This window comes from Cytophagaceae bacterium (assembly GCA_016722655.1).
Taxonomy (GTDB): Bacteria; Bacteroidota; Bacteroidia; order Cytophagales; family Spirosomataceae; genus Leadbetterella.
The window spans coordinates 825635-839300 of the sequence record JADKIR010000005.1 but is presented as its reverse complement, the minus strand read 5'-3'; the positions used below and the strand labels follow the sequence as shown (position 1 = coordinate 839300).

Genomic DNA, 13666 nt, shown 5'->3' with positions numbered 1-13666 from the left:
TTTCCAAAAGTACGAATTGATTTTATATTTCAAAATAGGATTATTTTTATTTTTTTTAATTATCATGAAATTTTAATGATTCAAATTTATTAAAGTATTGAATAATAAGTTTTTATATATTATTTCAAGTTAAATTTTTTATAAAAATATTTTTTTAAAAATAGGAAAAACTTCGAGTTTGGTATGTTTTTTTTCAAATTAGATTTTTGAAATCCTTAATATAATATAAATATTTCAAGAAATGGTGTTTTGTTGTGTTTGCTTATTTATATCTATATTTTGATTTTTTGATAGAAAAAACCCTTAAATACATGGCTAAAAAAAGCATTTTTGAGTCTTATGTTTAAAAAAAGTTTCGGTTTAAAATTATAATATACTTATTTTGCCCCAAATTTCACATTTAGGTTTCTGTACATTTATATATTAAGTATGTCAAAAAATCTGGTAATAGTAGAGTCTCCAGCCAAAGCAAAAACAATTGAAGGGTATTTAGGAAGCGATTTTATCGTAAAGTCGAGCTTTGGTCATATCAGAGATCTTCCGGAAAAAGAGTTGGGGGTTGATGTCGAAAATCAGTTTGCACCCAATTATCAGATTTCTTCTGACAAGGTAAAAGTGGTTAATGAACTCAAGAATCTTGCAAAAGGTAAGGAAGTTTGGCTCGCGACTGATGATGACCGCGAAGGAGAGGCCATCTCCTGGCACCTGAAAGAAGCTCTGAATCTTGGCGATGATACCAAAAGGATAGTTTTCAGAGAAATTACCAAAAATGCAATAAATAAGGCTATTGAGACTCCTCGCCATATTGATATTGACCTGGTTAACGCACAGCAGGCACGCCGTATTCTGGATCGTTTGGTGGGTTTTCAGCTTTCGCCGGTACTTTGGAAAAAAATCAAAGCCGGTGACAGAAAAAACCTTTCAGCGGGTCGTGTTCAGTCAGTTACAGTGAGGATTGTGGTAGAAAGGGAAAGAGAAATTGAGAGTTTTCAATCCAAATCATCTTTTAAGGTTGTAGCACAGTTTTTAGTAGAAAAAAATAAAGTCCTTACCGCTGAATTAGGCAAAAATTTTGAAACTGAAGGTGAAGCTCAGAAGTTTTTGCAGGATTGTGTGCCGGCTATTTACAAAATCAATGGATTGGAAGTTAAGCCTACCACTAAAAGTCCGGCACCGCCATTTACAACTTCAACTTTGCAGCAGGAGGCTTCAAGAAAACTTGGTTTTTCGGTATTGCAAACCATGACTTTGGCACAGAAACTATACGAATCGGGTAAAATCTCCTACATGCGTACTGACTCTACCAATCTGTCGCAGGAAGCCATCGATAATGCCAAATCTCAGATTATTAATGCTTATGGTGAGAAATTCTCTAAGCCCAGAGTTTTCAAAACCAAAGATAAATCGGCTCAGGAAGCTCACGAGGCCATCAGACCTACTGATTTTTCAGTATCTGAAACCGGGAATGACCGCAATGAAAAAAGGCTTTATGATTTGATATGGAAAAGGGCGATTGCCTCCCAGATGTCCGAAGCCCTGATTGAAAGGACAATCGCCAAAATCGGGATTTCTACCAGACCAGAGGAACTTACCGCAACAGGTGAAGTCATTAAATTTGAAGGATTCCTTAAAGTGTATTTGGAATCGACTGATGACGAAGATGAAGAAAACAAAGATATGTTGCCGCCATTGTCAGTAGGGCAGGAGCTGGCACTGAAACAGTTGAAAGCCACAGAACGGTTTTCCCGTCCACCGGCAAGATATACCGAAGCTTCACTGGTGAAGAAACTTGAAGAATTGGGTATTGGTCGTCCTTCCACTTATGCTCCTACTATTTCTACGGTAATAAAAAGAGAGTATATCATTAAAGAAGATCGACCAGGTTTCCAAAGGGAATTTAAAGATTACTTATTGAAAGACGGTGAGATTTCAAGCACTGTGGGCACTGAAAACTTTGGTGCTGAAAAAGCTAAATTATTTCCTACTAACCTGGGAATAATAGTAAATGATTATCTGGTCGAAAACTTCGAAGATGTACTCAACTATAAATTTACTGCCAAAGTAGAGAATGAATTTGACGACGTAGCCGAAGGGAAAGTTTCCTGGCAAAAGATGATCGAGAATTTTTATAAAGAATTCCATCATAAAATAGAAGAAGCTACCGGTGAAAATGGAGCCAAAGCTGCCGGATCTTTTGAACTAGGCGTTGACCCGGATTCCGGAAAGAAAATATTTGCAAAAATCGGAAGATTTGGTCCATATATTCAGGTCGGTGAGGCCACAGATGAAGACAAACCGACTTTTGTTTCTATCAAAAAAGGAACGCTGATTTCCAATATCACTTTCGAAGAGGCTCTGGCGATTTTACAAGGGCCAAAATTACCTTTGGAATTAGGTTTACATGAGGGAAATGCGATTGTGGTGAATGAAGGCCGCTATGGTCCTTACGTGTTGTACAATGGCAAATATATCAATCTGGAGAAAGGAGAAGATCCTTTGACTGTAACCAAAGAAAGAGCAATAGAGATTATTACGGCTCGTCAAAACGGAACGGACAACTCTCTTCCCCGCGATATGGCTGATTATGACGGTCAGCCGGTGGTAATCAACAAGGGAAGGTTTGGACCATATATCAAACATGGCCCAACCTATTACAACATAGGTAAGACTGATGATCCTCTTACGATTGATGACAAGCGAGTAGCTGAGATTATCGCCGAACAAAAGGAGGCCGCTGCCAAGAAAATCATAAAAGAATTTCCCGAAAATGATAAAGTGAAGGTATTGAACGGGCGTTACGGGCCTTATATTCAGGTGGGTAAACGGAATGTAAAGATTCCAAAAGGTACCGAGCCTGCCAGTCTTACACTTGAAGAATGTTTGAAACTGGCAGAAAGTTAAAATTAAACGGCACCTCAAAAGGGTGCTTTTTTTTATGAAAAAGAAATTAGTTGTACTTACAGGTGCAGGTATCAGTGCCGAAAGTGGCCTGAAAACCTTCCGTGATATGGGTGGTTTATGGGAAAACTATGCCATTGAAGAAGTCGCCACCCCCGAAGGCTGGAAAAAGAATCCGCAATTGGTGCTCGATTTTTATAATGAAAGAAGAAAACAGGCATATTTGGCAGAGCCAAATCATGCTCATCTCGTTCTTGCTGATCTGGAAAAGGATTTTGATGTTATTATTATCACGCAAAATGTTGATAATCTGCATGAAAAGGCTGGTTCAAAAAATGTGGTGCATCTGCATGGAGAGCTTTCAAAAGTCAGAAGTGTGAAAAATCCTGATCTGATTTATGAAGTTGAAAATAAGGCAATTAATCTGGGGGATTTGGCAGAAGATGGCGGTCAGTTGAGACCACATATTGTGTGGTTTGGTGAAATGGTCCCAATGATAGACCCGGCGGCAGATATTTGTCTTAATGCTGATATTTTCGTGGTCATTGGCACAAGTTTGCAGGTATATCCAGCTGCCGGATTGGTGGGTTATGTAGGAATTGAAGTGCCAAAATATGTCATAGACCCTTCTTTGCCAGGTTATTCTTTTAGCACCAAAAATGTAGAATTTATTCAGAAAACTGCGGTGGAGGGAATCGATATTTTATTGGAAAGAATAAAAAAAATAATCTCATAATTCCTTCATTTTTAATAATTTGCATAAAAAAAGAGCCCCGTTTTGGAGCTCTTTTTGCATAAAATAAGAAAATCTTATTAAGCGTTCAATGTACCTCTCAATGCACGAGGGATTGCCACGTTTGCTACCGGATTTGCTTCAGGATCCAAAATAGTAAGTCCCGGAAGCTCCAGAGATTTAACTTTGATAGATTTTCCTAAATCAAGATCAGTAACATCAAGGTTTACCAAATCAGGAATATCCTTAGCTGGTCCTTTTACTTTAATAGTCGGCAAAGTCTGTACCAATTTACCCCCTTTTTTTGCACCTATTGCTGTACCGGTCAATCTGATCGGAATAGAAATAGTGATAATCTTTTCAGGAGTGATTTCAAGTAAATCAACGTGTACCAGAAGGTCGTTAACAGGGTGAAACTGCTTGTCTTGAAGAATGGCAGTGTACTCTTTTCCTTCGATAGTCAATTTGATTTCAAACGCATCAGGCGTAAAGATAAGTGGTCTGAACAAATAAGCCGGTGCATAAAATGACACTTGCTCTGCTCCGCCATACAGAATACCCGGAACCATGCCTTGTGCACGCAACTCCTGAGCAGCCTGACGACCGAGATTCGCTCTTTTAAACCCTACAATCTCAGTTACTTTCATAATTAAAATGTAATTTGATGTTGATAATTTATAAATAATGAACTAATAGATCCATTGTCTCTGATTCTTCCGATGGCATGAGCAAAAAGCTCAGCTACCGAAATAACTTTTATTTTCGGATTATCCATTTTTAAAGGAATAGAATCCGATACTATCACCTCTGTAAAAACCGAATTGGTGATATTTTCATGTGCTTTGTGCGACATCACCGCATGAGTCGCTACTGCTCTAACCGATTTCGCACCTTTTTCCATAATCAGTTCGGCGGCTTTACAAATAGTACCACCGGTATCGATCATGTCGTCAACCAAAACCACATTGGCATCTTTTACGTCACCAATAAGCTGCATTCCAGCAATCTCGTTTGCTTTTTTTCTTTGCTTATCACAAATCACAATATCAGCTTCGAAAAAACTTGCAAACTTTCTAACTCTTGACACACCACCCACATCAGGGGAAGCAAAAATCAGGTTTTCAATATTTTTAGTCTTCAGGTATGGCACAAATACCGACGTTCCTTCAAGGTGATCAACCGGAATGTCAAAAAATCCCTGAATCTGACCTGCATGCAAATCAAGCGTCATGATTCTGTCTGCCCCGGCTGCCCGCAACATATTGGCTACCAATTTTGCACCAATTGCAACTCTTGGACGATCTTTTCTGTCTTGCCTGGCATAACCATAATAAGGAATAACCGCAACCACATAGTGAGCTGAGGCTCTTCTTGCTGCGTCTATCATCAGGAGTAATTCCATCAGATTGTCGGCATTAGGAAATGTGGCCTGACATAGAAATAAATCACAACCCCTGACCGATTCGTCAAAATTGACCGAGCTTTCGCTGTCTGCAAATCGCGTACAAAAAAATATACTTTTCACCTATTTTTTTTCAAATATTGGATTTAAATTGCGTCAGAATCTATAAAAATTACTAAAATGCAATTGTCTTTAGTGGACGAAGTTCCAGAATTCTCTAAAAAATATTTCCTAGATGTGTATGCCGAGGCTTTATATGATTTGAAGTCTGACAAAATGAAATTAAAGACTATCAACGGCCAACAAGTACCCGAAAACCTCAAAGTAAGTATCCCAAGCCGATTTATTAAGAATTTTCCCGAAGGAACAATTTACAAAGTGGATACTAAGTTAGTCAATAAAAGGGGCAAAAAGCCTTATTTTATTGCGGTAAAAGGAAAGGAAGTTGAAAGGGCGATTGAATATTTTGATTATAATCTAAAAGTTCAGTACGGTTTCGACTATACTTTCAGGAAATAATTTTTACAAAAAAAGACTTAAATGCCTTTGTTCGGGCATTTCTTCAAAATACTGGGAAAATCGGTTTCCAGAGGGTAGTTTTCCTATTTCTATATTATCAATTTCAGATTTTATTTTTTTGTAAACATGCGAAAAGGGCGTTATTTCGCCATATAAATAGGTCTTTTGGTTACCGTGCCTTAATAATTCGATATACTTTCTTTTGATTTCATTACTTAAAAACGGCATTTTTTTTATCGAAAAATTTCCATCAGAAATTATTATTAAATCAAACCATTTGTCATTTAATATCAATAAATTACTATTTGAGAGAAAGCCTTTTTTTGTAAGAGTTTCTGCCAAATGGGCCAATTTGGGCTTAATATTTATAGTTTTATTTTGATAGGTTTCAGAAAGGAATGTGAAAATATTCTCGGAAATCCCGAATACAAAATGGCTATCGCCAATTTCAATGGCTTCCGCCCTGATTTCAGATTCGATAATTTGCGGAAAAACTGCTTTTAAATAATCGATAGCGGGAATATGGGAATCAAAAAAGATATTTTCAATTTTCACAAAAAGAGGTGTGTCGATTAAAAAGGTAATTGAATTCCAGAAATTGGCCTTCAAAAATTGATGAGAATTGAAAATTTTACTTATATCGATTATTGAGTTATCAAAAGTTGAATAATTTCCAAGGAAGTAATCTTCAAACCAAAAGAATATTCCGTTTTTTTTGTTTTTTAGTGCAATTTTCAAGCGGCTATCCTGCCATTCAACAACCAAATCGTACTGGTCAATCAGTTCTGAATCAAAGCGGTCATCGGTTATTTTGAAAATTGGCTCCATTTAACAAATTTAGGAAAGAAATATGGCTTGCGAAATCATTGAATGAATTATATCCCTCAAAAATATTAATTCTGTGGGAATGTTTTATTTGCCGGTAGTCTTCAATGCTTTTCCAGTCAATTCCGGTTAAAATATTGAGTTCCGGGTCATGTCCGAGGGTGGGTTCCTGTTCTTCACTAAATACTTGAAAGTAAAATTCAATAGCGTGTAAGGCTCCAATTTTGGCTTCATTAATATATAGAATATTTCCTATATTAATTTTAAGATTTACTTCTTCTCTGAATTCCCTTATTAAAGCTTCTTTTATATCTTCATTTTCATCAACACCACCACCAGGCAGGCTCCAGAAAATATTTTCTTCATTCAGGCCCGAATGGTTTATCATAAGTATCTGGTCATTTTTTAATAATATTCCGCAGACCCTGATTCTGTTTTTTTTTCCATAAATCTTTTCAACAATTTCCGAAGCCATAAATCTTGCTGCTTAACTTGGTTTTATTTCCTTTTTATAGGCTTTCCCGTATTTTTTTGCTTTTCTTTTTCTATGTTACGTTTTTTGTTTACTTTTTTGTTTTTCTCAGATTTTTCATGAAATGCCACCCCGTCTATTTTTTGAGTTTTGGTTTTTATAAATTTGACGGGCTGGTACTCTTTTTCAAAATCAAATAATTGATCTGAGATTTCAAGAAATTTTGGCAATTCAACTTTTGAAATCTTATAATTCAGGAGCTCTTCAATTTTTTCAAGCGTGGTATTTTCTTTTTCTGTTAATAGACTAATTGCTTTTCCGTTTTGACTGGCCCGGCCAGTGCGTCCAATCCTATGGATGTAATCTTCGGGTTGGTCGGTAAGGTCCATATTTACTACATGGCTTATCATCGGGATATCCAGGCCACGTGAACCTATGTCAGTAGCAATAAGTGTACGGGTTTCGCCTTCAGAAAATTTGGAAATGGCATTAAATCTATAGTTTTGAGATTTATTGGAATGAATTATATCCACGCTTTCGATTCCTCTGATTTGCAGCTCAGCTAAAAGTATGTCGGCTTTGCCTTTTTCCGAAACGAAAATCAGATTTTTGGTCATTTCAGGGTCATTGCTCAACAAAACCTCCAGCAGATTAATCTTTGATTCGAAATTAGGTAAAATATAAGCTCTCTGATTGATATTTTGGTGCGGAGTCGAAAGAGAGTCATCTTCAATGATTGCCGGACTCTTAAAATAATCTTCCAATAGTGCCTCAATATCCTCGGTAACTGTGGCAGAAAACAAGAGATTTTGACGTTTTTCAGGCACTTTGTCAAATATTTGTTCCAGCTGAGGTCTGAAACCCAGATCCAGCATAGTATCAAATTCATCCAAAACGAGTCTTTTGATATTTTTTACTTTCAATACTCCGGCTGCTGCCAGGTCAATAAATCTTCCGGGAGTCGCAACCAGTAAATCACAGCCATTTTGTAATTCTATAATCTGTGTCTTTATGTTTACCCCGCCATAAACACCTACCGTGTCAAAAGAAATATAAGATGTGAGTTTTTTGGCAACTTCCTGTACTTGTACAACCAACTCGCGTGTAGGCACCAAAATTACAATTTGAGGTAATTTTTCTTTTGAGAAATTCCACATTCTTATGAGTGGAAGTAAATAAGCAATGGTTTTTCCTGTACCTGTCTTCGCAATTCCTGCCAAATCTTTTCCTGACATGACCTCTGAAAATACTTTGGTTTGGATAGAGGTTGGCGTTTCTAAACTCATGTCTTCCAGAGCGTTGAGGAGGGATCTGTTGATATTTAAATCGTTAAACTTCATAATTGAATTTTAAATTCTAAAGCAAAAGTAATTTTTTGATTTCGAATGTATTGGTTACTTTTAAACTATTCTAAACAAATAATATATGAAAATAAATTCAATTCTATGGGTTCTTTTGTTTTTGCCTCAAATTCAATTGCCCAAAAAAGCCTGTTTAATGGTAAAAATCTGGATGGCTGGCAGATTTATGGTACAGAAAAGTGGTATGTTAAAGGCAAAAATCTGGTTTGTGAAAGCGGACCCGACAAAGGTTATGGCTATCTGGCAACAGAAAAAAAGTTTAAAGATTTTGAGCTTACGCTAATGTTTAAACCTGAAGCCAACGGAAACAGCGGAGTATTTTTCCATTCTGATATTGAAGGAACTAAAGTAGCCGGATGGCAGGCAGAAGTTGCTCCTCCGGGACATTTTTCGGGTGGAATCTATGAATCTTACAAAAGAGGTTGGTTGATAAAACCCGACCCCAAAATTGATAATGTGAAGATGAATAAATGGAATACGATGAAAATATTAGTTCAAAATGACGAAGTTACCACATGGGTCAATGGAGTGCAGATGATATTTTTGAAGGACAAGGCTATAGGTGAAATAGATGGAAAAATTGCACTACAAATCCATGATGGAGGAGGAATCAAAGTGGCCTGGAAGAAAATTCTCATTAAAGAACTGTGATTTTATAGTTTGTAAGTATTTGAAAATTAAATAAATATAAATAATGCTAAAAAATATAGCAGGACATTACTAAAAATATTATATAGATTTGTAGCACAAAATTAATCATTAGAAAATGGCAAACGATAACAACGCAGACAAACTTAAAATTTTACAGTCAACACTCGACAAACTTGATAAAGCTTATGGTAAAGGTACCGTAATGCGGTTGAGTGATACCAAAGTTATGGACGTGCCGGTAATTTCAACCGGTTCTTTGGGATTAGACCTTGCATTGGGTGTAAGTGGCTTTCCTAAAGGAAGAGTAATAGAAATTTATGGTCCGGAATCTTCAGGTAAAACTACACTCGCAATGCACGCCATTGCCGAAGCTCAAAAAGCAGGTGGAATTGCAGCTTTTATTGATGCTGAACATGCATTTGACAGAGTTTATGCTGAAAAGCTCGGAATTGATACCAAAAACCTTTTAATCTCTCAACCTGACTATGGTGAGCAGGCATTGGAAATTGCCGAACATCTGATTTCTTCAGGGGCAATTGACATATGTGTAATCGACTCAGTGGCTGCATTGGTTCCAAAAGCCGAACTGGAAGGTGAAATGGGTGACAGCAAGATGGGACTTCAGGCCAGACTAATGTCTCAGGCACTTAGAAAACTGACCGGTACTATTAATAAAACAGGTTGTTGCTGTATTTTTATTAATCAGTTGAGAGATAAGATCGGGGTGATGTTCGGTAGTCCGGAAACCACCACCGGAGGTAATGCCTTGAAATTTTATGCTTCAGTAAGGATTGACATCAGGAGAATCGGGCAGATAAAAGACAATGATTCAAATATAATTGGTAACCGCACCAAGGTAAAAGTGGTAAAGAACAAGGTTGCTCCTCCATTTAAAGTGATTGAATTCGACATCATGTATGGCGAAGGGATTTCTAAATCGGGTGAAGTGTTGGATTTGGCGGTAGATCTTGATATTGTAAAAAAATCAGGCTCATGGTTTTCTTATACCGACAATAAACTCGGTCAGGGAAGAGATGGCGTGAAAGCTTTAATCAAAGACAATCCGGAATTGATGGCCGAACTGGAGGAGAAAATCAAAAGTACGGTGTCAGGTAATGCTGATGCCCTTATGGACAAGAATCTTGATGATGCATCAATAGATTAATAGATTCTAATGATAGAAATTAGAAAGAGTGCTTCTGTTTGGAGGCACTTTTTTTTTGTTAATTACTATATTATACTCCTTCTGGTTTTATTTTTGTAAAAGGAAAAGTAATAATAACCGACAGTTGGAGTTTTATTTTGAGTTTTGAACAGATAACAACATTTGTTTATTCCTGTGATTGAAAATATTTCTATGCGTTATTTTTTAATTATAATTTCTTTGGCATTGTTTGGATTCGGACTTCAAGGCGACTACCGTTTTGTGGAAAATAATTCATTCGTAGCCGGAGAATCCTATTTTTATAAAATCAAATATGGTTTTTTTACCATAGGTGAAGCCAATGTGGATGTTGATGAAAAGATTTTTAACGTTAACCAAAGACCATGCTATAAGATAAATGTGGTAGGCCGTACAGCCGGAATGACAAATATTTTTAAAGTAAGGAATACTTACCGTACATATTTGGATACACTCGCCTTTGTCCCGCAACGATTTATCTACAGTGCCCGTGAAAATAACTTTAAAAGAGATCAGGTGATGACTTTTAATCACCAAAAAAATGAAGTTTTAAAAACTGAAAAAGATGAAACAAAATCATTTTCAGTACCAAACAACATCCAGGACGTAATCTCAGCTTATTATTTAATCAGAACATTCGACTTCAGCGGTCAACCAGTAGGAAAGACATATTCAGCACCTGTATTTTTTGATGAGGAATTGTATCCAATGAAAATAAAATACACAGGAAAAGGTACTGTAAATACTCGTTTTGGTAAAATTAAAGTTTTAAAATTAAATCCTATACTACCTCGTAATGACCTTTTTAAAGGTGAAAATGCCATCAGAATCTGGGTGTCGGATGATAACAACAGAGTGCCGATACAGGTAGAAATTGATTTTTCCATAGGTACCGTAATTATGGAAATAAAAAAGTATCAGGGGCAAAAATTTCCATTTAACTGGAAATAGGCTTGATTTTTGTATAAATTAATTTGGAACTTAAGTTCCGGGATTGAAATAACCATTCGATCTCAGCTCTCTCATAATAAATAATCATAAAATTTCCTTTAGGGATTGTTCCCTGTACCAATATCATTTTGTAAAAAATGTGATTCTTTGTTTTTGCATTTTTTGAAAAGAATTTTGGTGTCTGAATTTGAAAAAAGTAACATTGATATGTTAAAATGTAGGGGTTCCTATGTACTTTGATAAATAAAGTTACTGTTTTTGATAGTTTATGTAAAAAAAATAGGATATGTATATGAAAAATAAAATTAGTTAATATAGCTTTGTAGAGTAATTCACTTTTAAAAATTAAAAAAAATGAAAATAGCCGTAGTTGGTACCGGATACGTAGGTTTAGTTACTGGTACTTGTTTTGCAGAAACAGGAAATTATGTAACCTGTATTGATATTGATAAAGAAAAGGTTGAAAGCCTGAAAAAAGGAAAAATGACCATTTATGAGCCAGGTCTTGAGATTTTGTTTGACAGAAATCGTAAAGAAAACAGATTACTATTTACAACTGACTTAAAGGAAGGCATAAAAGGTGCCGAAGTGATATTTTTAGCCTTACCTACCCCTCCGGGTGAAGATGGCTCTGCAGATTTGAAATATATACTAGGTGTAGCCGATCAGTTGGGTCATACGATGGAAGATTATGCTGTGATTGTAGATAAAAGTACTGTTCCGGTTGGGACTGCCGAAAAGGTAAGTGCAGCGGTTCAGAAAAATGCCAAAGTACCTTTTGATGTAGTTTCTAATCCTGAATTTTTGCGTGAAGGTGTTGCGGTTGAAGATTTTATGAAGCCTGACCGTGTGGTAATTGGTACCAAATCTACAAGAGCCAAAGAGATAATGGAAAGATTATACGCTCCTTTGGTTAGACAAGGGAATCCGGTAATTTTTATGGATGAAAGATCTGCCGAAATGACAAAATATGCTGCAAATTCATTCCTCGCAATGAAAATCACATTTATGAATGAGATTGCCAATCTTTGTGAAATCGCCGGTGCTGACGTAGATAATGTAAGGAAAGGCATAGGTACTGATAGCCGCATTGGAAAAAGATTCCTTTTCCCGGGAATTGGTTATGGAGGTAGCTGCTTTCCTAAAGATGTACAGGCATTGGGACAAACCGCCAAAGAATATGGATACGATTTCAAGATCCTAAAATCGGTGATGCTTGTAAACGAAAGACAAAAAACCAAATTGGTTCCAAGGTTAAAGAGTACTTTGGTGGTAGTATTAAAGGCAAAACTATAGCACTTTGGGGACTTGCCTTCAAACCTCATACCGATGACATCAGAGAAGCTCCGGCACTGTACAATATTAAAGCATTGAAAAGAGCAGGTGCGAAAGTGGTAGTTTTTGACCCTGAAGCTGTAGCCAATGTGAAAAAAGAGATTGGCAAAAAAGTTAAATATGCCAAAAATCCTTACGAAGCAGCTGAAGGTGCTGATGCCCTGATGATTATGACCGAATGGCCGGAATTCAGAACACCTGATTTTGAGAAACTTTCGGCAGCATTGAAAACAAAAGTTATCTTTGATGGAAGAAACTTGTACGAACTTAAAGACATGGAAGCTATGGGCTATGATTATTTCTCGATTGGCCGCGAAACCATATCTGCAAAAATTTAATTTATGAAAAGAATATTAATTACCGGTGGTGCCGGATTTCTGGGCTCCCACCTTTGTGATAGATTTGTAAAAGAAGGTTATCATGTGATTGCAATGGACAACCTGATCACCGGTGACTTACGTAACATTGAGCATTTATTCAAACTGCCCAATTTTGAATTTTATCATCACGATGTAAGCAAATTTATTCATGTGCCCGGCGAGCTGGATTATATTCTGCATTTTGCATCACCGGCTAGCCCGATTGATTATTTGAAAATACCCATTCAAACCTTGAAAGTGGGTTCTTTGGGAATTCATAATTGTCTGGGATTGGCAAGAGTAAAAAACGCCCGTGTATTAATAGCTTCTACTTCAGAGGTTTACGGTGATCCATTGGTCCATCCTCAAAACGAAGATTATTGGGGACATGTAAATCCGGTTGGCCCAAGAGGGGTTTACGATGAAGCCAAAAGGTTTCAGGAAGCCATGACAATGGCCTATCATACCTATCATGGTGTTGAGACACGTATCATCAGAATTTTTAATACTTATGGGCCTAGAATGAGGCTAAATGATGGCCGTGTTTTACCTGCTTTTATTGGCCAGGCTTTGAGAGGTGAAGATCTGACAATATTTGGCGATGGTAGTCAGACACGCTCATTCTGTTATGTTGACGATTTGGTGGAAGGTATTTACAGACTACTTCATTCAGATTATGCTTATCCGGTTAATATTGGTAACCCTTCTGAAATCACCATTAAAGATTTCGCTGAAGAAATCATTAAGTTGACCAACACTACGCAAAAAATAGTTTACAAAGAGTTACCTAAAGATGATCCCAAACAAAGACAGCCAGATATCACAAGGGCAAGGGAGATTTTGGGTTGGGAGCCGAAAGTTAGCCGGCAGGAAGGTTTGAAAATAACGTACGATTATTTTAGATCACTACCCAAAGAGCGACTATTTGATGAAGCTAAGCACAGAGAGTTTTAAAAACAAAAAAGTCCTGAACCGCG

General features: G+C 36.8%; 12 protein-coding genes and 1 pseudogene. 8 read left to right on the top strand and 5 right to left on the bottom strand.

The genetic code is table 11. The annotated features are described in order from the left end of the window. Nucleotides 1–429: 429 nt before the first annotated feature. Together topA and IPP61_19465 are read left to right on the top strand one after the other, a co-directional pair. Complete coding sequence (topA, locus tag IPP61_19470) at nt 430–2901, top strand: type I DNA topoisomerase (GenBank protein MBL0327308.1); 2472 nt, start codon at nt 430–432, stop codon at nt 2899–2901. A gap of 34 nt (nt 2902–2935) precedes the next feature. Continuing rightward, nucleotides 2936–3634: an NAD-dependent deacylase gene (locus tag IPP61_19465; protein MBL0327307.1), complete on the top strand. Its 699-nt coding sequence runs from the start codon at nt 2936–2938 to the stop codon at nt 3632–3634. Nucleotides 3635–3711: 77 nt separating this feature from the next. Here IPP61_19465 and IPP61_19460 read toward each other — a convergent pair whose 3' ends face one another. Together IPP61_19460 and IPP61_19455 are read right to left on the bottom strand one after the other, a co-directional pair. Further along, complete coding sequence (locus IPP61_19460; GenBank protein MBL0327306.1) at nt 3712–4278, bottom strand: 50S ribosomal protein L25; 567 nt, start codon at nt 4276–4278, stop codon at nt 3712–3714. A 2-nt stretch (nt 4279–4280) separates the two neighbouring features. Further along, on the bottom strand, nt 4281–5156 hold the full coding sequence (locus tag IPP61_19455; GenBank protein MBL0327305.1) for a ribose-phosphate pyrophosphokinase: 876 nt from the start codon (nt 5154–5156) through the stop codon (nt 4281–4283). A 57-nt stretch (nt 5157–5213) separates the two neighbouring features. On the opposite strand from IPP61_19455, the gene IPP61_19450 reads away from it, so the two are divergent. Then, nucleotides 5214–5552, top strand: coding sequence for a hypothetical protein (locus IPP61_19450; GenBank protein MBL0327304.1), 339 nt, complete (start codon nt 5214–5216; stop codon nt 5550–5552). A gap of 3 nt (nt 5553–5555) precedes the next feature. On the opposite strand, the gene IPP61_19445 is transcribed toward IPP61_19450, so the two are convergent. Genes IPP61_19445 through IPP61_19435 form a run of 3 tightly spaced genes read right to left on the bottom strand, consistent with a single transcriptional unit; the run spans nt 5556 to nt 8189 of the window. Further along, entirely contained in the window at nt 5556–6380 is an 825-nt protein-coding gene (locus IPP61_19445) for a DUF3822 family protein (GenBank protein MBL0327303.1), read from the bottom strand. Then, a complete protein-coding gene (locus IPP61_19440) occupies nt 6352–6852 on the bottom strand; it encodes an NUDIX hydrolase (protein ID MBL0327302.1) in 501 nt (166 codons plus the stop codon). The genes IPP61_19445 and IPP61_19440 overlap by 29 nt, the downstream gene beginning before the upstream one ends. Before the next feature lie 23 nt (nt 6853–6875). After that, entirely contained in the window at nt 6876–8189 is a 1314-nt protein-coding gene (locus IPP61_19435; GenBank protein ID MBL0327301.1) for a DEAD/DEAH box helicase, read from the bottom strand. Between the two features lie 105 nt (nt 8190–8294). Between IPP61_19435 and IPP61_19430 the strand changes: the two genes are divergently transcribed. The 5 genes and pseudogenes from IPP61_19430 (at nt 8295) to IPP61_19410 (ending at nt 13643) form a co-directional block, all read left to right on the top strand. Further along, nucleotides 8295–8861, top strand: a complete 567-nt coding sequence (locus IPP61_19430) for a DUF1080 domain-containing protein (protein MBL0327300.1) — start codon at nt 8295–8297, stop codon at nt 8859–8861. Between the two features lie 115 nt (nt 8862–8976). Continuing rightward, nucleotides 8977–10026 carry a recombinase RecA gene (recA, locus tag IPP61_19425; GenBank protein MBL0327299.1) on the top strand — a complete coding sequence of 350 codons (1050 nt, stop codon included), beginning with the start codon at nt 8977–8979 and terminating at the stop codon, nt 10024–10026. Nucleotides 10027–10218: 192 nt separating this feature from the next. Further along, nucleotides 10219–10995 carry a DUF3108 domain-containing protein gene (locus tag IPP61_19420; GenBank protein ID MBL0327298.1) on the top strand — a complete coding sequence of 259 codons (777 nt, stop codon included), beginning with the start codon at nt 10219–10221 and terminating at the stop codon, nt 10993–10995. 354 nt (nt 10996–11349) lie between these two features. Next, nucleotides 11350–12668: pseudogene (locus IPP61_19415) on the top strand (UDP-glucose/GDP-mannose dehydrogenase family protein). Nucleotides 12669–12671: 3 nt separating this feature from the next. Further along, entirely contained in the window at nt 12672–13643 is a 972-nt protein-coding gene (locus IPP61_19410; GenBank protein ID MBL0327297.1) for an SDR family oxidoreductase, read from the top strand. The last annotated feature ends 23 nt before the right edge of the window (nt 13644–13666 follow it).